The following is a 20,506-nucleotide window of genomic DNA, read 5'->3' as shown; positions in this document are numbered from 1 at the left end:
ATAATGTTTGCTGGAGAGTCGGAATGCGCTTTCGTCATTTTATATTTCATTCATATTTTCTTTTGCGACGCCCCATGACCCTTGGGGTGCGGGCAATTGTGTATGATGAAAAGAATAACTCGGTTTTTTTAGTGAGACATACTTACGTGCCGGGTTGGCAGTTACCAGGCGGCGGTGTTGATAGTGGGGAGACTTTTCAACAGGCGCTGGAAAAAGAACTGCGGGAAGAAGGTAATATTATCCTGAAAAGTCGCCCGCAACTTCTTGCTCTTTACAAGAATGCCCATGCTTCGCCACGCGATCACGTTGCACTTTATGTATGCCGTTCCTTTGAACAACTTGCGCCCAAAGAGCCGGATAGAGAAATCGCCGAAAGCGGTTTCTTTCCTCTGGATGATCTACCAGAAGGCACCACGGCCTCCACCAAGCGGCGCTTGCAGGAAGCGCTGTATGATCTGGAACCGCTGCCGATGTGGTAATACCACGGGCGCCCAGCGTTATTGTTTGATTCTGAGCGGGGATACTGAGTAATACTTTGGTATAAAGGGCGCGCAGCGCGCGCCCTTTTTAATAGCACTGAATTAAAAGCGGTAGGTAATACCCGTACCGATCAACCAGGGATTGAGCTTGGCCTTGCCGCTCAATTCCTGCCCGCCGACGGTGACGTCGAATTTCGGTTCGAGGAACAGCTTCTTCACGTCGAAGTTCAGGCCCCAATGTTCGTCGATCATATAATCGACACCGAACTGGAGCGCGCCGCCAAACGTGTTCTTGACCTTCAGGTAATCCGCGCTGCCCGCATCCTGATTGTAGAAGATCGTATAGTTGACGCCTGCACCGACATAAGGCTTGAACGCGCCGAAATTGGTGAAGTGGTACTGCAGCGTAAGCGTTGGTGGCAGAATCCACGTCTTGCCGACCTTGCCCAGACTACTGATCGAGCCTGCGCCATTGATATTGGCATAGGTCGTGCCGAGAATGAGTTCGGCGGCGATATTGTCGGTGAAATAATAGGTGATATCGAGTTCCGGCGTGATCGACTTGGAATAGTCGAGATCGGAACCCGGAACGCCGTTCACATGACCCTTGTTTTCCGCAATCACGCCGAGCGCGCGCACGCGAATCTGCCAGGGCGAAAGCGCTTCGGGCACCGCCTGAATTTCAGAGGCCGGCGGGGCGACCACACTATCGGCGGCAAAGGCTGCCGGTGCGGCAAAGGTCAGCGCGGTTGCTGCGAGCAGCCCTTTCGCAAAACGGTTCATCAAATCTCTCCTTGGTCACGGTCTCAGTCTTGGATTTCGTCCTTGGGGGATGCATCCAATCTGAACTGCGTCGCCTCGCGCCCCATTGATCGAGATCAAAGGGGCACGAGAGAATGAGAGAGAGCTGAATTAGGAATCCTGACTGTTGCAGGAAAGGCGCAGTGCGGGTCGGAAGGGTTAGCTCTTTGAAAACCGATCCCGGTCATGCGGGGCGGCAAAGTCTATCTCAGGGCCTGTTGGCACAATGCCGGTCGGGTTGATCGTCTTGTGACTGCGGTAATAATGGCCCTTGATGTGCTCCATATTCACCGTCGAGGCAACGCCCGGCACCTGATAAAGCTCGCGCGTATAGTTCCACAAGTTCGGATAATCGGCGATCCGGCGCAGATTGCATTTGAAATGGCCGACATAGACCGGATCAAAACGCAGCAGCGTCGTGAACAGACGCCAGTCTGCTTCCGTCAGGCTTGATCCCGCCAGGTAGCGCTGGCGGGACAGACGGTCCTCCAATGTGTCGAGTGCGGCGAACAACTGCTTGAACGCTTCCTCATAAGCATCCTGCGAGGTGGCGAAGCCTGCGCGGTAAACGCCGTTATTGATATTGGGATAGATGAAATCGTTGAGCGCATCGATCTCAGCGGCCAGCGCGTCCGGGTAGAAGTCGAGCGAGGCATCGCCGAATTCATTGAACGCTGTGTTGAGCATACGGATGATTTCTGACGATTCGTTGGAAACAATCGTCTGGCGCTGCTTGTCCCACAGAACCGGCACGGTAACGCGACCGGAATAATTCGGATCGGCGCGGGTGTAGATTTCATAAAGGCGCTTGGAGCCGTACAGATCATCACCGGTGCTGCCGGTGGTGCCGTAAAAGGTCCAGCCTTCTTCCACCATCAGATAGTCCACGACCGAAACTGAAATGACATCTTCAAGCTTCTTCAGCGCGCGGAAGATCAGCGTGCGATGCGCCCATGGGCACGCATAGGAAACATAAAGATGGTAGCGCCCCGGTTCAGCCTTGAAGCCGCCTTCGCCCGTTGGACCGGCACTGCCATCCGCGGTTACCCAGTTGCGGAATTGCGATTTCGAGCGCTCGAAGCGGCCTTTTGTGCTTTTGGTGTCGTACCAGACATCCTGCCACTTGCCATCGACCAGAAGTCCCATGTGATTTCTCCTTTTGGAACTCAAAATAGAGCGAAACCGGCGATTTTACAGCACGACAAGTCGTGAACAGTGCGTCACGCTGCCAAAAAGAGAAGCAGAAACTGCCAATTTGAAAAAAATGGTTTTACCGCTGCTCATTTTGGTGTAATGGGGTTTCCAATTTGCGATCATCCAAAGGTTAGGTCGCCCAGGAGACACGTAATGGAAATGCTTTTCATCCGACGATGAAACTCAAACCGCGCTGCGAGCGCGGCGTGCATTCCATTGACCTGACGGTCCCCGAAGTCTCCAATTGTGATCTTAAGCCCATGCAACAGCTTGAACTGACCTACGCGCAGGAATGCCCGGCGCACGACATTGAAATCGAAGCCATCAATGCCGAAGCTTTCGGACCGGGGCGCTTTACCCGCGCTGCGCATTTCATTCGCGAAGGCGGTCCGCATGATCTGAATCTTTCCTTCGTTGCCCTGATGGGCGGCATCGTGGTGGGTTCGGTACGGCTGACGCCGGTCGTGATCGGCAAGACGCCAGCGCTTCTGCTGGGTCCGCTTGCCGTGCGGCCGGAATGGAAGAAGCGGGGCATTGGCGGCACGCTGATGCGTCTATCGCTGGAAGCGGCGACGAAGTCCGGTCACAAGCTGGTTATTCTGGTCGGTGACGAACCTTATTATGGACCGTTCGGCTTCAAGATGGTGCCTTCTGGCACCATGGTCATGCCAGCGGCGGTCGATCCGCGCCGGATGCTCGCCTGCGAACTCACCCCCGGCGCCGCAAGCGGCGTCAGCGGCATTGTGCGCCACGCCAACCGGGCCTGATTTCAGTTCAGCGAAAACGTTTGCTTTCCCCTCATCCTGAGAAGCCGTCGAAGACGGCGCATCATCCTGAGATTTTCGAAGGATCGAAGGAGAGGGGAAATCAGCGCGTGCCCTCGCCCTTCGACACGGTGCTTCGCACCTGCTCAGGATGAGGGGGCAACGGGGGTGTCAGACGAGGAACGGTGCGTGAGGACGGATTACCGCCCTTCGCGATACCACATGCCACCGAACACAAGCAGCAGGGCAGCGAGCGCCAGGAAGCCGGAGAATAGCGGCAGACGGTTCACGCTTTTCAGCTGCGTATCGGCGGTTTCGCGCAGGCCGATCCAGTCATTGCCACTGGCGGTACGATTGGCGGCGACAGCCGTAATCGCTGGCACCCGCACTGCGCTGTCGGCGCTTGCATGAACCCGATAGACCGACCCGCCGGTCGCCTCGGCGAGCGGCTTCAGACGATCCACCGTCGAAATGCTGTCGGCAAATTCCGGCGCATCTACGGGTCCGACATGGGCCAATGTTTCCAGATCGCCATTCCTGATCCGGAAGACACCGATTTCGTCGGTCTGCAACGACCCTTCGAACAGCCCCGGCTTGCTCTGGGCGAGATTGACCGGCAATTCCTTGCCCGAAGGCGTGCTGACGGTCGCGGTGCCGGGATTGTCCCCCATGGTCTGGCGGCGGATGGAAAGCACACGGCCATTGCCTGCTGCGGTGAGCGCTTCTTCTTCCAGCTCCGGCTCCTGCATCAGCCAGTGGGCGATGCGGCGATAGAGCGCCGCATAGGGACCACCGCCCTCAAAACCGCGCGCCCATAGCCAGCCCTGATCGGACAGGAACATGCCGACGCGGCCTTTCCCGACGCGGTTGAGAACGAGAAGCGGCTTGTTGTCGGCACCGCTCATCACCGTTTCACCCTGCGGCGCGGTGATGTCGATGGTGCGGAACCAACGGCTCCAGCGTGGTGGCTCCTGCTCGCTGCCGTCCAGACCGCGCGTGACGGGATGGCGTTTGCCGAGATCGGTCAGGCGCGGATAGAACGCCTTTTCGGTTACAGTGCCGGTCGGCATGGCGGGCAGGGCGTTATAAAGCGGTGTGCGGGCAATCGACATTTCGCCCGCATATTCCGGCCCGGCAGCGACCAGCAGCGCGCCGCCATTTTCCACATATTGCGCGATGTAATCGTAATAGAGCAGCGGCAGCACGTCGCGATGCTGGTAGCGGTCGAGAATGATGAGATCGAACTCGTTGACCTTGTCCACGAACAGCTCACGCGTCGGGAAGGCGATCAGCGACAGTTCGTTGATCGGCGTGCCGTCCTGCTTTTCCGGCGGGCGCAAAATGGTGAAGTGGACGAGATCGACCGCAGCGTCGGATTTCAGCAGATTGCGCCAGGTGCGCTCGCCATTATGCGGCTCGCCGGAGACGAGCAGCACGCGCAGATTTTCGCGAATGCCGTCAACGGTTGCAACCGCACGGTTGTTGGAGTCGGTCACTTCACCGGGAATTCCAGGCGTGGCGATTTCAACGATATTCACACCGGCGCGGGGCAGGGTGATGGTGACAGGCGTTTCCTGTCCCACCTGCGCGTCTTCCTGCGAAACTGCTTCGCCATTGACGCGGATTTCGACGCGAGCCGGGCTGCCGAGGTCTTTGCCCTCGTCAATGACCGTGAACGACATTTCCAGCGGTTTGCCGCTGATGCCATAGCGCGGGGCCTTGTTGAAGCGGATACGACGGTCGAATTCGTCCGGCTTGCCGGTCACCAGCGCATGCAAGGGCGCGTCGAAGCCCAGCGCATTCTTGTTGGCGGGGGTATCGTGCACCTGCCCATCGGTGATCATGATCGCGCCCGCGACACGCGTGGGCGGTACGTCGAGCAGGGCGCGGGCCAGCGGCCCGAAAAGCCGCGTCGCATAACCGTCCTCGTTTTCGCCCGGCTTGCCGGTTTCCACCACGCGCGTTTCGAATTGCGGCATGGTGGCAAGCTGATCCTGCACGGCTTTCAGCGCGGCATCGGTATCGGCGCGGCGCTGTCCCAGTTCCTGGCTCTGGCTGCGGTCCACCACGACGGCGACAACGCTTTTCAGCGGCTCGCGTTCTTCATTGATCACGACAGGGTTGAAGAGCGCCAGCGCCAGCGCCGCGGCGGCCAGAAGACGGATCAATCCCCCGCGCATGCGCAGGGCGACAGTTGCCAGCACCAGCAGCGCCAGTGGAACCAGAATGCCAATGAGCCACGGCGTGGAAAGGAACGGTTCGAATTCGATGTTCATGCCCGCCTCCTATCGCCGTAGGTTCCTATCTTTACGGACTGCAACGCTCCCCCCTCATCCTGAGGTGCGGAGCGCAGCGAAGCCTCGAAGGATCGAGGGCCGGCGCGCCGTGCGTTTCCTCTCGCCCTTCGATCCTTCGACAAGCTCAGGATGATGCGCCGTCTTTGACGGCCCCTCAGGATGAGGGGAAAAGGGAACCTGGATCTGCTGACGGCTTCGCTAAAAAACATCATGCTCTAATTCCCCAGCCGTTCGAGCAGGGCCGGGACATGGACCTGATCGGACTTGTAATTGCCGGTGAGCATATACATCACGATGTTGACGCCGCCGCGAATGGCATAGATGCGCTGCATCGGGTCGTTCGGCACGGTGGGGAGCAGGGGATTGCCCTGATCGTCCACGGCCCATGCGCCCGCCAGATCATTGGCGGTGATCATGATCGGCGTCACGCCGTCGCCGGTTCTGACGGGACGGTCACGCGGTGAGGCATTGGGTGCGGTCGCTTCCACCCAGAGCGGACTTCCCTCATAGCGGCCCGGAAAATCCGGCATGATGAAAAAGGATTTCGTCAGGACATGATCGTCCGGCACCGGTTCGAGCGGTGGCACATTCATGTCGTCCAGAATGGCGCGCAGGCGCTGGTTGGCGGGTGAGACCGACGGATCGAGGCTCGCGCCTGACTGCAACTGGTCGCGCGTGTCGAACAGGACCGTCCCGCCCTGCTGCATATAGGCATCCACCCTGGCGATGGCTTCCGGGCTCGGCATCGGTGCATTCGGATCAATCGGCCAATAGATCAGCGGATAGAAGGCCAGTTCATCCTTGGATGGATCGACGCCGATCGGGTCGCCCGGTTCCAGCGCGGTCTTGTCGGTCAGTGCAAAGGTCAAACCTTTCAGTCCGGCCTTGCTGATATTGTCGGTTTCCGCGCTGCCGGTGATGATATAGGCAAGATGGGTCTGCGAAACCGAGCCGATGATCGCCTCATCGCCGGGCTTGCTGTCGTCATGAATTTGTGGCGGCTGCGGCGAGGGTGCTTGCGCAAAGGCGCGGTCATGACCGGCAGAGAGGACAGCAAGACTGCCTGCGAGGAGCAAAGCAATCCCCGCCGTTTTGGCACGCACCTTCATGCGGCGGCGGAATGCGCCGCGCAGCCAGAGCATCAGCAGTGAATCGAGCGCCAGAAGCATGGCGGCGGCGGCAAAGAACGGGCCTGCCAGCGATATCGACTGATCTGCCGTATAAGAGACAGGCGTGACGCCGACCGACAGCGTCGGCTGCTTGATCGGCTCCAGCTTGGTGTTGCTGTCGGCAAAAATATTAAGTGCTTTCAAACCGTCCTCATTGCCGTAAAAACCGGGCGGCGTGTTGATGCTGACACTCGCTTGCTTATTGCGCTCGACGATCAGCGGCTTGGCTTCCGAGGTCGGCGGCGTCAGCGCACCGGCAGCCGAAAGCAACTGGAACGGCGGCAGCGAAACGGCATCCTGATTACCCTGCGCGCCGGTGCGCTGCGACAGAGACACGATGCGGCGGAGCATTTCCACGAAGGAGCCGGAAATCGGCAAACTCGACCAGGTGGCGTCCGGCGCGATATGGAACAGCACGATATTGCCACGACCACGCTGCTGGCCTGTCACCAGCGGGGTGCCGTCCTGAAGGATGGCATAGGCCTTGTCGTTGAGGTCGAAGGACGGTTCGGCCAGCACCTGCCGGTTGACGTTGACATCTTCGGGGATTGGCAGCCCGGCAAACGGACCCTTTTCCGGAAAGGCGCGCAGCTGTTGCGGTTCAGACCAGGATAAGGTGCCACCAAGCGCGCGCTCGCCCTTGCGCAGCCGCACCGGCAGCAACGTATCGTTGTCGCTCGCGCCCGCCAGACGCGGCCCGGCAAAGCGCACCAGCGTACCGCCTTCTTCCACCCATGCAGAAATCTGCTCGGCGACCGGCTGCGGCAAGGTGCCGATATCGGCCATGATGAGAATGGACGGCTTGGCATCCAGCAATTCCGGCACCGACTGAAGCAGATCGGCGGAACGTGGCTCGATCAGATTGGCGTAGGGCGACAATGCGCGCTTGATATAATGCAGCGGTGACAGAAGCGGCTGCGCGACATCGCCGTCGCCGCTGGCAATCAGGCCGATGGTGCGGCGCTCGGACCCGGCGTCGATCAGATGGGTGGCGCCCGCCTGTTCGATACCATCGATGCGGATGAGGCGGAAATCATTGCGCAATTCGACCGGCAGGTTGAACCGCGCCGTGCCTTCGGGGCTGCCCAGCGCAAAGGACAGCGGCGCTTCGGCGATGCGGCGGCCCTTGTCGTCATAGGCGGCAGCCGTCAGGCTGCGCGGCATGGTCACGCCTTCCGGGCGGATGGCGATGGCTTCGAGGCTGTCGGCCTTGTTGTCCACCCCGGTCAGCGCAAGGGTGCGACCGAGATCGGCACCATACCAAAGGACGCTCGCCAGATGGCCGGTCTTGTCCAGCGCGGCAAAGGTTTCGCTGTCGGCCGCGGTCGCCAGCCCGTCATTCATGAAGGCAAGGCGCACTTTCTCGCCATCGGACAGGGCGGATGCCAGCCGTTCCATCGTCGCCTTGCGGTCAACGGGGATCGGGCGTGGCTGCATGGCCTGCAAACGTTCCGTGGCGCGGGTGCCGTCATAGGGGCCGATTTCCGCATTGGCCGGCTCGGCGGTGCCAAGGATGTAAATCTGCGCGTTGGCGCTTTCCGCGTCGTCGATCAGCTTTTCAGCGGCGTTGACGCGCTGCTGCCAGTCTTCGGCGGCGGTCCAGCCATTGTCTATCACGATGGCCAGCGGTTCATTGCCGGTCAGCGCGACTGGACGCGGGTTCCAGATCGGCGCTGCCAGCGCCATGATCGCGAGTGCGGCGATCAAAAGGCGCAGAAGTGTCATCCACCACGGGCTTTTGGATGGCACTTCCTCGCGCTTGAAAACCTGCGCCAGAATGCGCAGCGGCGGGAAGGTTTCCTCCTGCGGGCGCGGCGGTGTCATGCGCAGCAGCCACCAGATCACCGGCAGGGCAACCAGACCGGCGAGGATCAGCGGTGAGCCGAAGGCGAGCGGCAGAAAATTCATGCGCCAGCCCCCGTTGCGCCCAATGCCCCCGTTGCGCTTAATGCATGATGCAGACGCGCAAGGGCTTCCGCCGCCGGACGGTCGGTGCGATGCACAGAATAGCTCCAGCCGAGCCTCTTGCAGAAGTCCGACAGGGTTTCGCGCCGGGCCGTGTAAAGACGGCGATAATCCTCGGCATAGGTTTCGGCGCGACCGGCAACCAGCGTTGCACCCGTCTCGGGATCGCGAAATTCGGTGCGCCCGGTATAGGGAAAGGTTTCTTCTGCAGGGTCGGCGACTTCGACCAGATGCGCACGCACGCCGCGTTTCGCAAGGCGGTCGAGAAGTTCTGTCAGTTCATCGAACGGGTGCAGGAAATCGGAGACAAGAACGACTTCCGAAAAACGGCGGATCTGCGCGATATCCGGCAATACGCTTACAGGCGCTTCATGCATGAGCGCGCCGGCAAGACGTTCTGCGCCGTTGCGGGCGGCAAAAGGCGGGATCAGCGCTGGAAAAGCAATGCGTTCGCCGGAACGCGACAGGATTTCCGCCAGCGCCAGCGTCAGCACCAGCGCACGGGCTTCCTTGGAAACAGGCGACATCTGCGAGCGATAGAGCATGGAGGGCGAGAAATCGCACCACAGCCAAACCGTATGCGCTGATTCCCATTCGCGGTCGCGCACATAGGTATGATCGTCACGGGCGGAACGCCGCCAGTCGATACGCGAAAGCTGCTCGCCCTGCACATAGGGGCGAAATTGCCAGAAGTTCTCACCGGGACCGCGTTTGCGCCGTCCATGCCAGCCATTCATGACGGTATTGACGACACGCTGCGCTTCGACCAGCAGATCGGGGATCGCCGCTGCCCGCGCACGTGCGCGGGCCAGCGTATCCTTGCGATCTGCGGTGGAAACTTGCGTGCCGATCACCATCAGACCGCGGCCTTTACCAGATTGGCGATGACATCGCGGATATGCATGCCATCGGCGCGGGCGGCGAAATTGAGCGCCATACGGTGTTGCAGCACCGGCTCGGCCAGCGCCTTCACATCGTCCACCGAAGGGGCGAGGCGGCCATCATAAAGTGCACGGGCGCGGGCGCAGAGCATCAGCGCCTGGCTGGCGCGGGGGCCGGGACCCCAGGCGATATGCTGCTTCGCATGATCGTTGTCGGCATCCGGGCGCGCCGAACGCACCAGTTTCAGGATCGCTTCGACGACACTTTCGGAAACCGGCATGCGGCGCACCAATGTCTGCATCTGCCTCAATCGTTCCGCATCGAGAATCTCATAAGGTTTCGCCTCAGCGACGCCGGTGGTTTCAAGAAGAATGCGGCGCTCTGCTTCCAGTTCCGGATAGAGAATGTCGATCTGCATCAGGAAGCGGTCGAGCTGCGCTTCCGGCAGCGGATAGGTACCTTCCTGCTCCAGCGGGTTCTGCGTTGCCAGAACGTGGAACGGCGCGGGCAGGTCATAGCGCTGGCCCGCGACCGTGACGTGATATTCCTGCATGGCCTGCAATAGCGCGGACTGGGTGCGCGGGGAGGCGCGGTTGATTTCGTCGGCCATCAGCAGTTGGGCGAAAATCGGCCCCTTGAGATAGCGGAACGAACGGCGCCCGTCGGCGTCCTGTTCCATGACTTCAGACCCGATAATGTCGGATGGCATCAGATCAGGCGTGAACTGGATGCGCTGGCCGGAGAGACCGAGCACCACGCCCAGCGTTTCCACCAGCTTGGTCTTGGCAAGGCCGGGTACGCCGACCAGAAGCGCGTGACCGCCAGCCAGAATGGCGACGAGCGTGCGCTCGATCACACTTTCTTGTCCGAAGATGACGGTGCCGACGCCTTCCTTGATGCGCGCAATATCTGCGAGCGCCCGTTCGGCTTCCGCAACAATCTGCTCGGAATTGGCGGTTTCAGGCGTGATGACGACGCTCATGGTGACCTCGCAATGTGTAACCGCTTTGGCGGAAGTGCCTTGGTGTCTTATCTAAAAGTCGCCATTCTCGGCCTGACGCTTTTTGATTCAGACACCTATAAATCGCATATAGTGCTGACAAGCCGTCAAACGGTGACTATTTCATGACTTCCATCATATTAAGCACATTCGAACAGGAATAACCGAGTCGGATGACAAAGAGCACCCCTATAGGCAAAGTTGCGCCGCAAAACGCGCTGCAAGACGCTGGGTCGACCAGCGGTCTGGAAGCCCTGATTGCACGCGCGCATGCCGATGCGCAAAGCGGACCGTCAACGAAAGAGCGCGGCATTCCGCCCGTCGAGCGCTGGAATCCCGATTTCTGCGGCGATCTCGACATGGAAATCAAGGCCGATGGCACATGGTTTTACATGGGCACGCCGATTGGTCGCAAACAGCTGGTGCGGCTGTTCTCCACCGTGCTGCGCAAGGACGCGGACGGCAAGACCTATCTCGTCACGCCGGTGGAAAAGGTCGGCATTCGAGTTGAAGATGCGCCATTCATTGCCGTTGAAATGCAGGTTTCCGGTGAAGACGCGGCACAGACACTGACATTCCGCACCAATGTGGGCGACGTGGTGGAAGTCGATGCCGAGCATCCGTTGCGATTTGTCGTTGAAGAAGCAAGCGGCGGGCTGAAACCTTATGTGCTGATCCGTGGGCGTCTGGAAGCGCTGGTGACGCGCTCGGTCATGTATGATCTGGTCGCGCTTGGCGAGGAAATCAAGATGGACGGTGTGGCCTTGTTTGCCGTGCGATCCGGCGGGGCGATATTCCCGATCATGCCTGCCGATGCGCTGGAGGCTGCCCTAAAATGATGGAGCGCGGCTTGCATTCCCTTTCGGCGTTTTCCGCCGGTGATTTTGCCGAGCGCGTTCGCAGCTGGCAGCCGGATCACAGTGACATTACCGGCGATCACGCGCTGAACCCGGAATTCGAGCAGGCCATGGTCACCGCAAAGATGCGCGATGCGGCGGTGCTGGTGCCGGTGGTGGATCGCGGTCCCGGTGCGACGGTGCTTCTCACCCAGCGCACCGATCGTTTGCGACAACATTCGGGCCAGATCGCCTTTCCGGGCGGCGCCATCGACCCTGAAGATGGCACGGCGGAACATGCAGCGCTGCGCGAAGCCAACGAGGAAATCGGGCTCGCAGCCGAGCGTGCCGAAATCATCGGCAATCTGCCGCGTTATCTAACCGGCAGCGGTTTTTCGATCACGCCGGTTCTGGCTGTGGTCAAAACCCCGTTCGACCTGCATGCGAACCCGGACGAAGTGGCCGATATTTTCGAGGTGCCATTGTCTTTCCTGATGAATCCGGCCAATCACCGGCGCGAAAGCAGGATACTCAACGGCAAGGAACGCTTTTATTACGCCATGCCCTATAACGAGCGATTCATCTGGGGAATTACCGCCGGGATCATTCGCGGACTTTATGAAAGGCTCTACGTTTGAGCGACAGTGTGAACATTGCCGACACGGCGCCCTGGTTGAAGTCGAAGTCTTTGCAGGCGCTGTTCAAGGCCTTGAACCGTGATGGCGGGGAAGCGCGTGTGGTTGGCGGTGCGGTGCGCAACACGCTGCTTGGAACCGCCGTCAGCGACGTCGATCTTGCCACCACGCATGTGCCGCAGGAAACAATCGGGCTGGTCGAGGAAGCGGGGTTCAAACCTGTCCCGACCGGCATCGAGCATGGCACCATCACCGTTGTCGCGCATGGACATGCCTATGAAGTGACGACATTGCGCAAGGATGTCGAGACCGATGGTCGCCATGCCAAGGTTGCCTTCGGGACCGACTGGAAAGCCGATGCCGAGCGGCGCGATTTCACCATCAATGCGCTCTACGCCACCGCTGACGGCACGATCATCGATCATGTCGGCGGACTTGCCGATATCGAAACCCGGACGCTGCGTTTCATCGGCGATGCTGAACAGCGCATCCGCGAGGACTATCTGCGCATCCTGCGTTTTTTCCGCTTCTTTGCCTGGTACGGTTCCGGGCGACCGGAGGCTGACGGTCTGCGCGCCAGCGCAAGGCTGAAGGACGGTATCAGCCAGCTTTCCGCTGAGCGGGTATGGTCGGAATTGAAGAAACTCCTGTCGGCTCCCGATCCGTCGCGCGCCCTTTTATGGATGCGGCAAGGCGGGGTCTTGAACCTGGTCCTGCCTGAAAGCGAAAAATGGGGCATCGACGCCATACACGGTCTCGTGCGTTCCGAAGGCGATCTTGGCTGGTCCGCTGATCCGCTGCTGCGGCTTGAAAGCATCGTGCCACCGGACGCCGTGCGCATGGAAGAAATGGGCAAGCGCCTCAAAATGTCCAATGCAGAGCGGGCGCGGCTCGAAGCATGGGCGCGGGCCGATGCCGTCAAGCCAGAGCTTTCCGAGCAGGCCTTGAAGAAGGTCGTCTATCGCGGCAGTAAGCAGGCGGTGGTGGATCGGATCAAGCTTGGTTATGCGGCGGCGCGGGCTGATGCGGCAGGCAGCGACGATGCGATGATCCGCGCCGGTGGCTTTTCGCGTTTGCTGGAAACGGCGGAGAAATATGAAGCCCCGGTCTTTCCCGTGACGGGGAGTGATCTTTTGGCGCTCGGCGTGAAAAAAGGCCCCGGTCTCGGACAGGCACTGCGGTCGCTCGAAACTTTCTGGATCGACTCCGGTTTTACCCTTGACCGTGCAGCGCTTCTGGAGAAACTTGATCGCGATAAAATGAACAGCTGACCGCTTGTTTGCAAAATTCAGCCGTAGTTTCATCAGTTTATGGCTGGGAATCTTTTCAGCGCCGATTTTGAAAGAGCATGAAATGTCCAATCCCGATACATCGATCCAAGATAAGGCAGCCTCTGATCCGAAACAGAAATTCGGCACGGAAGGTCTGGCCGCAATGGACCGCCCGAGCAAGATCACCCGGTTTTTCATGGGGATCGTATCCTGGGCCGAAGGTCTCAATCTGAAATATGCCAAGCTGGGCAATCCGCCGGTTTATGACAATGCAACCTTCCCCTGGGCGGCGGAGATCGAAAAGGAATGGCCAGCCATCCGCAAGGAACTGGACACGATCCTGCTGCGCCAGAGCGAGCTTCCGTCCTTTCAGGATATTTCAACCGACGTGAAGACGATTTCGACCGATAATCGCTGGAAGACCTTCTTCCTGCTCGGTTTCGGCGTGAAATCGGAACAGAACATCAAGACCTGTCCGGAAACCTGGCGCATCGTGAACAAGATACCGGGCCTGACTACGGCGATGTTCTCGATCTTCGAACCGGGCAAGCATCTGCCGCCGCATCGTGGGCCGTATAATGGCGTGCTGCGCCTGCATCTCGGCCTCATCGTTCCGGAGCCGAACGACAAGCTCGCCATTCGCGTGGACAAGCAGGTCTGCCATTGGCATGAGGGCAAGGTTCTCATTTTCGACGATGCCTATGAGCATGAAGCATGGAACCACACTGACAAGACCCGCGTGGTGCTGTTTGTCGACTTCGTGAAGCCGCTGAAATTCCCGGCCCGTTTCGTCAACTGGTGCCTGATGAACCTCGCCATCTTCACGCCCTTCATCAAGGAAGGACTGGACAACCACAATGAGTGGGAAAAGAAGTTCTATGCGGAAGCCGAAAAGCTCCGCAACCAGCCAAAAGCCTGATCGGGTTTGACTTTCGCCCCGTGCGATCTTACATGCGGGTCAGAGGGCCGACCGGCCCTTTGACCTATCCACCTCTGAAAGAGGAATTGTTGATGCTGGAGATTGTTGGAAGCCTTTAATCGTTCCGGACAAGGACTGCATGACAGGCGCTGATTGCGTCTGATCGGCAGGTGTTCAGGGACGGGAACGGCATTGGCCGTGGATAGCGAAACGCTGTCTGCGCGCGCTGGTGCTTGTCATGGTTTCCATCCAGGCATGAACAACAATGAATATCTCACGTATTGAACAGCGCGTGTTACACGTGCTGGCGCAAGGTGGCCATATCCGCCACTTGCGCGAAGACGGACGCGTCTGCAACATAGAATGCTATACCCGTGAGGGTTACCTGCTCGCCGATTGTACAATGGCTGTGTTCCAGCAATTGCGGCGCAAAAGGCTGATCGAATCCCGATCAGGCAGTCCCTATCGCATTTCGCTGAAAGGGCGCGAAAACGTTCGCGCCCAGCTCAATAACCGTTGAGGGAGCGCGTCATGTATCTTCGCAAGGAAAAGCCCGATGATAGTGCTGCAATCCGTCAGCTGACGGATGAGGCGTTCAGCAAGGTTCCTTATAGCAACCAGCGGGAGGGGGAGATCGTCGATGCGCTTCGCACGGCCTCGGCGCTCACCTTGTCGCTGGTTGCCGTGGACGGGGATGCTGTCCTCGGCCATGTGGCCTTTTCGCCGGTTCTGATCGGAGGCGAGGACAAAAGCTGGTATGCGCTTGGCCCCATCTCGGTTCAGCCCGAAAGGCAAGGCGAGGGGATTGGCGGGGCGCTCGTCCGTGAAGGTCTCGCCTTGTTGCGGGCCGATGGCGCAAAGGGCTGTGTTCTGGTGGGCGATCCTGGCTATTACGGGCGGTTCGGTTTCAAAGCCGATGCGCGGCTGAAAATGCCGGATGTGCCCGCGGAATATGTCCAGTGTCTGGCCTTCGGGCCGGACATGCCGCAAGGCGATATCACCCATCACCCCGCTTTTGGCATATAAGAAAGGGCCGGTTATCCGGCCCTTTCCTTTTGGTTCATTTGCTGGAAATGCTTTAAGGCCATTTCACCACGGGCGGCATAGACGACAGAATGGAGTTCACATTGCCGCCGGTCTTGAGGCCGAAGATCGTACCGCGATCATAGAGCAGGTTGAACTCCACATAGCGTCCACGACGCACCAGCTGCTCGTCACGGTCAGCCTGCGTCCAGTCCTGATTGAAGTTCTGACGCACCAGATGCGGATAGACGACGGAAAAACCGCGTCCCACATCCCGCGTATAGGCGAAATCGGCGTCCCAACCGCCTTTCTCATCCGACGAATGCAGCCAGTCATAGAAGATGCCGCCGGTGCCGCGCGGTTCATTGCGATGCGGCAGGAAGAAATACTCGTCGCACCAGTCCTTCACGCGCTGGTAGTCGACGACATTCTTGTGCTTTTCGCAGATGAAGCGGAACGCCTTATGGAAAGCGAGCGTGTCGGCATCTTCCTGCGTGCGCCGGCGGTCGAGAACCGGGGTCAGGTCGGCACCGCCGCCAAACCACTGGCGGCTCGTCACGACCATGCGCGTGTTCATGTGAACGGCTGGCACATGCGGGTTCTGCGGATGCGCGATCAGCGAGATGCCGCTTGCCCAATAACGCGGGTCTTCTTCCGCGCCGGGGATTTGCTTGCGGAATTCCGGCGAGAATTCGCCATAGACAGTGGACACGTGAACGCCGACTTTTTCAAAAACGCGCCCGTTCATGATCGACATGACACCGCCGCCGCCCTTGCCTTCTTCCTTCAGCCAGGGCGTGCGCACGAAGCGGCCGGGCTCACGGTCGGACAGGGGGCCTTGCAGCTCGTCTTCAAGCTGTTCAAAACTTGCGCAGATGCGGTCGCGCAGTTCTTCGAACCAGCGTTGCGCCGCCTGCTTCTTTTCCTCGATATCGTGGGGGATGATCGCAGGAATTTCATCGCGTTGCATTTGTTATTTCCTCTCGGCGCAATCTGCCGGATCGCTGCGTGCAGCCAAGGTTAAATGGCAAGGTGAAATAGACTTTGCTATATCCGTTGGCTTAGCAAGTTCCGTCAGCGGCGCATAGGGCGAAGAGGGACTTCGCTGCCGTCGCAAAATCGCTCTCCCCAAGAAAAGACTCGTCTTTGTAAAATCGCTACCCTATCTTTTGTGGTCAAGGGGCTGGAGACGTGTGTTTCCAGCCAGCCGGGAGGCAATCGCATGACAGCAGCACCGCCCCGTCCTCCGCTCGAAGGCTTGCGCAAGCAGCTTGAGAAGAGCCGCGCCGAAAAGAACCGGATGCCGCGCGACGGCTTCATCCGCGAAACCTTCACCCTGCCGCGTCAGGCAGCACGCGACAAAGCGCGGGAATGGTTCGACACATTTCCGAAATCCGCATACTGGACCGAGATTGAAAGCTGGTGCGAACGGCCCGACGACGTGATCGAATTCACCATGCGCCGCCTGCCAACTGCAGATTGAAGATCTGAATCAATATCTTCCGCCAAGTGCTTGAAACCGGATTCAGATTTGCTCCCAATAAAAAGGCACCCGATGTTTGATGCATCGGGTGCCTTTGATTTGAATCGTTATACCGTTACGGACCTTATTGCGCAGCGAGTTGCGGCGCCTTTTCCCAGGCATCCCACTTGCCGATGATGCTGTCTGCATAGGCCTTGCCGACGCGGTAAGCATTGGTGGTCGCCAGCGGGAAACCGCCCGACTTCGCGCCGAGGGATTCGATTGCTGTCTGGTCCTGGCCCTGTCGGTCGAAATTGGATGACGTGCGCAGCACGGCGATGCGGCTGAAATCCAGCTTGCCCGCATCGGCAGCGCGCTTGAGCGCCGTCAGCGTGGCATTGTCTTCCATCTGCGAGGTACAGTAATCCGCCTTGCCGTCGGTCAGGAGCTTGGCCCATGCGCTCACCGCTTCGCCGAGCTTTGCGCCATGCCAGTAGGTATCGGCCGAGGCCGTGTCGCAAATGCTGACTTTCGGCGCGCCGGTGGCGGCTTCCTGCGTGTAATGCTTGCGATATGCCTTCGCATCGTCGCCATCGAGAAGCGCGACATCCTTCGTTGTGGCCAAAGCATAATCGGCAAGCTTGCCGTTCAGTTCGAAGACTTCCGTGCCTGCGCCCCATTTGGCCTTTTCGCCGGGCTTGGCCGTGCCGAGACCGAAGAAATCCGTGCTCCAGCCTTCGGGCGCTTCGCGGATATCGATGCGGTGGCTCAGATTGGCGTCGATGACATATTTCGCCCAATGGGCCGAACCGAGCGTGCCGTGCTGCGGATCGACGCCCGCAATGCCAGCAATCAGGAAATAGGTATGGCTGAGATCGAGCTTGTCGCTGAGCGCCATGGCCGCCGTCGAGCTTGCAGCATTGGCAAAGCCCATGGCCGTCGTCATGTGGCAAAGGCCCTCAGCGGTACAGTCCACTTCCGGATATTCAGGGCTCAAGCCGGGCAGCTTGATCTTCTGCGTGAAGTTTTCACCTTCCAGCCACGGCTTGGCTTCTTCACCGAACATGGTGATGACCATCACCTTCGGCGCAACGCGCTCGACGTCTTTGGCAAAGGCCGGTGCGGTGGCGAGCAGGGAAAGAGTGGAAGCCGCGAGAACGGCGGTGCGTGCAGACAGTTTCATGGAATGAAGCGCGCCTTTCGAACCGGAAACGGGGAACAATGCGTGGCGATCCGGTCAATCCGCGACGCATGTTGAGAGCAATTCGAGTATTGATTCCGCCAAGACGCCTAAGGTCTTGAGCTAGAATCACTTTCACTTCTCATCTGGCGCAGAGCTTCCCCTGCCGTCATGGCGACCGAAACTGCAAGATTGAGGGAGCGGGTGCCGGAAACCATCGGGATCAGCAGGCGCGCATCGGCGCTGTTGTGGACTGCATCCGGCACACCGGACGATTCACGCCCGAACAGGAGAATATCGTTCGCCTGAAAACGGTAGTCGGTATAGGGGATTGCGGCCTTGGTCGAGAGCAGTACGATGCGGCGGCCTGCCTGTTTGCGCCAGTCTTCGAAGTGGTGCCAGTCGGCATGTCGCGTCAGTGCGGCCTGCGCCAGATAATCCATGCCCGCGCGCTTCAGCGAGCGGTCGGAAATGTCGAAACCGGCAGGCTCAATCAGGTCCACGGCAAAGCCGAGACATGCGGCCATGCGCAGTATCGTTCCCGTGTTGCCGGGAATGTCGGGCTGGTAGAGGGCGACGCGCAGATCCATATGAAGCGGGTAACGCGAAACGCCCGTCATCGCAAGACTGCATATCGGGCGCGGTTCATGCGTCAACATCTGTATGAGGATGAACTTTAAAGAACCGGTCGGATTGCAAAATATTCATGTTTTGTTCCGAACAAGTATTGGCAATTGCTTAATGTCCGCCTAAAAGGAGCGCCATGTTTAAGTGGTTCGAACATCGGCTCAACGCCTATCCAGATGATGCCCCGCAGGAACCTCCGCGCGGTCTGGTCGCGTTTTGCCTCTATTACACCCGCGGCGCCTGGCCGTGGATCATCGGTATGGCGATCTTCACCACCCTGATCGCCATTATCGAGGTTTCCCTGTTTGCCTTTATGGGCAATATCGTGGATTGGCTTTCCCACCAGTCGCGCGAAACGTTTCTAAGCAATGAAGGCTGGCGGCTGGCATTGATTGCCGGGGTGGTTCTGGTCGGCCTGCCGGGCGTGGTGCTGGTGCATTCGCTGGTGATCCATCAGACGCTGCTCGGCAATTATCCGATGCGCGTGCGCTGGCTGATGCATCGTTATCTGATCCGACAGTCGATGTCGTTTTTCCAGGACGAATTTGCCGGGCGCATTTCAACCAAGCTGATGCAGACCGCTCTTGCCGTGCGCGAAACGGTGATGAAGCTGCTTGACGTCTTGAACTATGTCATCGTCTATTTCGCGGGCACGCTGTTCATCGCCGCCGCCGCCGATCTGCGACTGATGATCCCGTTCGTCGTCTGGCTCGTGGTCTATCTCATGTTGCTGCGCTTCTTCATTCCGCGCCTGCGGGTGGTTTCGGAAGAGCAGGCTGATGCGCGCTCGACGATGACGGGCCGCATTGTCGACAGCTATACCAATATCGCGACCGTGAAGCTGTTCTCGCATTCGAGCCGCGAGGAATCCTATGTGCGCGAAAGCCTCGATGGTTTCCTCGGCACGGTGCATCGCCAGATGCGTCTGGTGACCATGTTCCATTTCACGCTCTATGTGTCGAACTGCCTTCTGCTCTTCGCGGTCGGCGTGATCGGCATCGGCCTGTGGATGAACGAAGCCGTGACGGTGGGTGCGGTGGCGGTCAGCATCGGTCTGGTGCTGCGCCTCAACGGCATGTCGCAGTGGATCATGTGGGAAATGTCGGCGCTGTTTGAAAATATCGGCACGGTGGAAGACGGCATCACCACGATTGCGCGCGCGCATGAAGTGGTGGATGTTCCCAATGCTCCGGCCCTGCAGGTGACCAAGGGCGAGCTGGATTTCGACAAGGTAGGCTTCCATTACGGCAAGGGCAAGGGCGTTCTGGAAAACCTGACGCTGAACATCCCCGCCGGACAGAAAGTCGGTCTGGTCGGTCGCTCCGGCGCGGGCAAGTCCACGCTGGTCAATCTGCTGCTGCGCTTCTACGATCTGGAGAAGGGGCGCATCCTGATTGATGGTCAGGACATTTCAAAAGTGTCGCAGGATTCGCTGCGCGCCAATATCGGCATGGTCACGCAGGATACTTCGCTTCTGCACCGCACGGTGCGCGAAAACATCATGTATGGCAGGCCCGACGCCACCGAGGAAATGTTGCAGCAGGCGATCCGGCTTGCGCAGGCAGACCAGTTCGTTCCGCTCCTTACCGATCCGAAGGGACGGCGCGGGCTGGAAGCGCATGTCGGCGAGCGCGGCGTCAAGCTGTCCGGCGGACAGCGTCAGCGTATCGCTATTGCGCGTGTGATGCTCAAGGATGCGCCGATCCTCATTCTCGACGAGGCGACATCCGCGCTCGATTCGGAAGTGGAAGCGGCCATTCAGGACAGCCTCAATACGCTGATGGAAGGCAAGACGGTTATCGCCATCGCGCATCGTCTTTCCACTATCGCCGCGCTTGATCGCCTGATCGTCATGGACAAGGGGCGGATCGTCGAAGACGGCACGCATGAGGAACTTGTTGCGCTCGGCGGCATTTATGCAAGTCTATGGGCGCGTCAATCCGGCGGGTTCCTTGGCTTCGAAGACAATTCCGAGGATGCGCTGGTCAAGTAAGGAAAAACG

General features: G+C 59.2%; 19 protein-coding genes. 10 read left to right on the top strand and 9 right to left on the bottom strand.

Annotation, left to right across the window (positions count from 1 at the left end):
- The first annotated feature begins 23 nt into the window (after positions 1 to 23).
- Positions 24 to 479 (top strand): NUDIX domain-containing protein, encoded by a 456-nt coding sequence (locus FIC94_RS05810; protein WP_109369520.1) that lies wholly within the window; start codon positions 24 to 26, stop codon positions 477 to 479.
- 102 nt (positions 480 to 581) lie between these two features.
- On the opposite strand, the gene FIC94_RS05805 is transcribed toward FIC94_RS05810, so the two are convergent.
- Both FIC94_RS05805 and FIC94_RS05800 read right to left on the bottom strand, forming a co-directional pair.
- On the bottom strand, positions 582 to 1,262 hold the full coding sequence (locus tag FIC94_RS05805; protein WP_140024236.1) for an OmpW/AlkL family protein: 681 nt from the start codon (positions 1,260 to 1,262) through the stop codon (positions 582 to 584).
- A gap of 177 nt (positions 1,263 to 1,439) precedes the next feature.
- Positions 1,440 to 2,426, bottom strand: coding sequence for a glutathione S-transferase family protein (locus FIC94_RS05800; protein ID WP_140024235.1), 987 nt, complete (start codon positions 2,424 to 2,426; stop codon positions 1,440 to 1,442).
- Between the two features lie 308 nt (positions 2,427 to 2,734).
- Here FIC94_RS05800 and FIC94_RS05795 point away from each other — a divergent pair, with 308 nt between their 5' ends.
- On the top strand, positions 2,735 to 3,241 hold the full coding sequence (locus FIC94_RS05795; protein ID WP_109370280.1) for a GNAT family N-acetyltransferase: 507 nt from the start codon (positions 2,735 to 2,737) through the stop codon (positions 3,239 to 3,241).
- 197 nt (positions 3,242 to 3,438) lie between these two features.
- Here FIC94_RS05795 and FIC94_RS05790 read toward each other — a convergent pair whose 3' ends face one another.
- The 4 genes from FIC94_RS05790 to FIC94_RS05775 form a co-directional block, all read right to left on the bottom strand.
- Positions 3,439 to 5,514: a hypothetical protein gene (locus FIC94_RS05790; protein WP_140024234.1), complete on the bottom strand. Its 2,076-nt coding sequence runs from the start codon at positions 5,512 to 5,514 to the stop codon at positions 3,439 to 3,441.
- A 236-nt stretch (positions 5,515 to 5,750) separates the two neighbouring features.
- On the bottom strand, positions 5,751 to 8,612 hold the full coding sequence (locus FIC94_RS05785; RefSeq protein ID WP_140024233.1) for a DUF4159 domain-containing protein: 2,862 nt from the start codon (positions 8,610 to 8,612) through the stop codon (positions 5,751 to 5,753).
- Positions 8,609 to 9,526, bottom strand: coding sequence for a DUF58 domain-containing protein (locus FIC94_RS05780; RefSeq protein ID WP_140024232.1), 918 nt, complete (start codon positions 9,524 to 9,526; stop codon positions 8,609 to 8,611). Before FIC94_RS05780 ends, FIC94_RS05785 begins: the two co-directional genes overlap by 4 nt.
- Complete coding sequence (locus tag FIC94_RS05775; protein WP_109369514.1) at positions 9,526 to 10,533, bottom strand: AAA family ATPase; 1,008 nt, start codon at positions 10,531 to 10,533, stop codon at positions 9,526 to 9,528. Before FIC94_RS05775 ends, FIC94_RS05780 begins: the two co-directional genes overlap by 1 nt.
- A gap of 191 nt (positions 10,534 to 10,724) precedes the next feature.
- Here FIC94_RS05775 and FIC94_RS05770 point away from each other — a divergent pair, with 191 nt between their 5' ends.
- From FIC94_RS05770 to FIC94_RS05745, 6 genes are all read left to right on the top strand, one after another.
- Positions 10,725 to 11,390, top strand: a complete 666-nt coding sequence (locus FIC94_RS05770) for a DUF1285 domain-containing protein (protein ID WP_140024231.1) — start codon at positions 10,725 to 10,727, stop codon at positions 11,388 to 11,390.
- Positions 11,390 to 12,025: a CoA pyrophosphatase gene (locus FIC94_RS05765; protein WP_140024358.1), complete on the top strand. Its 636-nt coding sequence runs from the start codon at positions 11,390 to 11,392 to the stop codon at positions 12,023 to 12,025. The genes FIC94_RS05770 and FIC94_RS05765 overlap by 1 nt, the downstream gene beginning before the upstream one ends.
- Positions 12,022 to 13,293 (top strand): CCA tRNA nucleotidyltransferase, encoded by a 1,272-nt coding sequence (locus FIC94_RS05760; RefSeq protein WP_140024230.1) that lies wholly within the window; start codon positions 12,022 to 12,024, stop codon positions 13,291 to 13,293. The genes FIC94_RS05765 and FIC94_RS05760 overlap by 4 nt, the downstream gene beginning before the upstream one ends.
- An 82-nt stretch (positions 13,294 to 13,375) precedes the next feature.
- Complete coding sequence (gene olsC, locus FIC94_RS05755; RefSeq protein ID WP_121536644.1) at positions 13,376 to 14,212, top strand: ornithine lipid ester-linked acyl 2-hydroxylase OlsC; 837 nt, start codon at positions 13,376 to 13,378, stop codon at positions 14,210 to 14,212.
- 265 nt (positions 14,213 to 14,477) lie between these two features.
- Positions 14,478 to 14,732 carry a YjhX family toxin gene (locus FIC94_RS05750; protein WP_109369511.1) on the top strand — a complete coding sequence of 85 codons (255 nt, stop codon included), beginning with the start codon at positions 14,478 to 14,480 and terminating at the stop codon, positions 14,730 to 14,732.
- Positions 14,733 to 14,743: 11 nt separating this feature from the next.
- A complete protein-coding gene (locus FIC94_RS05745) occupies positions 14,744 to 15,238 on the top strand; it encodes a GNAT family N-acetyltransferase (RefSeq protein WP_140024229.1) in 495 nt (164 codons plus the stop codon).
- Positions 15,239 to 15,290: 52 nt separating this feature from the next.
- Here FIC94_RS05745 and hemF read toward each other — a convergent pair whose 3' ends face one another.
- Positions 15,291 to 16,205: an oxygen-dependent coproporphyrinogen oxidase gene (hemF, locus tag FIC94_RS05740; RefSeq protein WP_140024228.1), complete on the bottom strand. Its 915-nt coding sequence runs from the start codon at positions 16,203 to 16,205 to the stop codon at positions 15,291 to 15,293.
- A gap of 252 nt (positions 16,206 to 16,457) precedes the next feature.
- Here hemF and FIC94_RS05735 point away from each other — a divergent pair, with 252 nt between their 5' ends.
- Positions 16,458 to 16,718: a hypothetical protein gene (locus FIC94_RS05735; protein WP_109369508.1), complete on the top strand. Its 261-nt coding sequence runs from the start codon at positions 16,458 to 16,460 to the stop codon at positions 16,716 to 16,718.
- 124 nt (positions 16,719 to 16,842) lie between these two features.
- On the opposite strand, the gene FIC94_RS05730 is transcribed toward FIC94_RS05735, so the two are convergent.
- Positions 16,843 to 17,880: a purine-nucleoside phosphorylase gene (locus tag FIC94_RS05730; protein WP_121536642.1), complete on the bottom strand. Its 1,038-nt coding sequence runs from the start codon at positions 17,878 to 17,880 to the stop codon at positions 16,843 to 16,845.
- A gap of 107 nt (positions 17,881 to 17,987) precedes the next feature.
- Complete coding sequence (locus tag FIC94_RS05725; RefSeq protein WP_121536640.1) at positions 17,988 to 18,467, bottom strand: tRNA (cytidine(34)-2'-O)-methyltransferase; 480 nt, start codon at positions 18,465 to 18,467, stop codon at positions 17,988 to 17,990.
- A gap of 173 nt (positions 18,468 to 18,640) precedes the next feature.
- Here FIC94_RS05725 and FIC94_RS05720 point away from each other — a divergent pair, with 173 nt between their 5' ends.
- Complete coding sequence (locus tag FIC94_RS05720) at positions 18,641 to 20,497, top strand: ABC transporter ATP-binding protein (RefSeq protein WP_109369507.1); 1,857 nt, start codon at positions 18,641 to 18,643, stop codon at positions 20,495 to 20,497.
- The last annotated feature ends 9 nt before the right edge of the window (positions 20,498 to 20,506 follow it).

This window comes from Ochrobactrum teleogrylli, from assembly GCF_006376685.1.
Taxonomy (GTDB): domain Bacteria; phylum Pseudomonadota; class Alphaproteobacteria; order Rhizobiales; family Rhizobiaceae; genus Brucella; species Brucella teleogrylli.
This window is presented reverse-complemented; position numbering and strand designations above follow the sequence as displayed.

Excerpts from the sequence above, each read along its gene's own strand:
- FIC94_RS05805 (WP_140024236.1), bottom strand. The coding sequence starts at position 1,262 with ATGAACCGTTTTGCGAAAGGGCTGCTCGCAGCAACCGCGCTGACCTTT.
- FIC94_RS05735 (WP_109369508.1), top strand. The coding sequence starts at position 16,458 with ATGACAGCAGCACCGCCCCGTCCTCCGCTCGAAGGCTTGCGCAAGCAG.
- FIC94_RS05795 (WP_109370280.1), top strand. The coding sequence starts at position 2,735 with ATGCAACAGCTTGAACTGACCTACGCGCAGGAATGCCCGGCGCACGAC.
- FIC94_RS05720 (WP_109369507.1), top strand. The coding sequence starts at position 18,641 with ATGTTTAAGTGGTTCGAACATCGGCTCAACGCCTATCCAGATGATGCC.
- FIC94_RS05800 (WP_140024235.1), bottom strand. The coding sequence starts at position 2,426 with ATGGGACTTCTGGTCGATGGCAAGTGGCAGGATGTCTGGTACGACACC.
- FIC94_RS05765 (WP_140024358.1), top strand. The coding sequence starts at position 11,390 with ATGGAGCGCGGCTTGCATTCCCTTTCGGCGTTTTCCGCCGGTGATTTT.
- FIC94_RS05785 (WP_140024233.1), bottom strand. The coding sequence starts at position 8,612 with ATGAATTTTCTGCCGCTCGCCTTCGGCTCACCGCTGATCCTCGCCGGT.
- FIC94_RS05750 (WP_109369511.1), top strand. The coding sequence starts at position 14,478 with ATGAATATCTCACGTATTGAACAGCGCGTGTTACACGTGCTGGCGCAA.
- FIC94_RS05745 (WP_140024229.1), top strand. The coding sequence starts at position 14,744 with ATGTATCTTCGCAAGGAAAAGCCCGATGATAGTGCTGCAATCCGTCAG.
- FIC94_RS05725 (WP_121536640.1), bottom strand. The coding sequence starts at position 18,467 with ATGGATCTGCGCGTCGCCCTCTACCAGCCCGACATTCCCGGCAACACG.
- hemF (WP_140024228.1), bottom strand. The coding sequence starts at position 16,205 with ATGCAACGCGATGAAATTCCTGCGATCATCCCCCACGATATCGAGGAA.
- olsC (WP_121536644.1), top strand. The coding sequence starts at position 13,376 with ATGTCCAATCCCGATACATCGATCCAAGATAAGGCAGCCTCTGATCCG.
- FIC94_RS05780 (WP_140024232.1), bottom strand. The coding sequence starts at position 9,526 with ATGGTGATCGGCACGCAAGTTTCCACCGCAGATCGCAAGGATACGCTG.
- FIC94_RS05810 (WP_109369520.1), top strand. The coding sequence starts at position 24 with ATGCGCTTTCGTCATTTTATATTTCATTCATATTTTCTTTTGCGACGC.
- FIC94_RS05775 (WP_109369514.1), bottom strand. The coding sequence starts at position 10,533 with ATGAGCGTCGTCATCACGCCTGAAACCGCCAATTCCGAGCAGATTGTT.
- FIC94_RS05770 (WP_140024231.1), top strand. The coding sequence starts at position 10,725 with ATGACAAAGAGCACCCCTATAGGCAAAGTTGCGCCGCAAAACGCGCTG.
- FIC94_RS05790 (WP_140024234.1), bottom strand. The coding sequence starts at position 5,514 with ATGAACATCGAATTCGAACCGTTCCTTTCCACGCCGTGGCTCATTGGC.
- FIC94_RS05730 (WP_121536642.1), bottom strand. The coding sequence starts at position 17,880 with ATGAAACTGTCTGCACGCACCGCCGTTCTCGCGGCTTCCACTCTTTCC.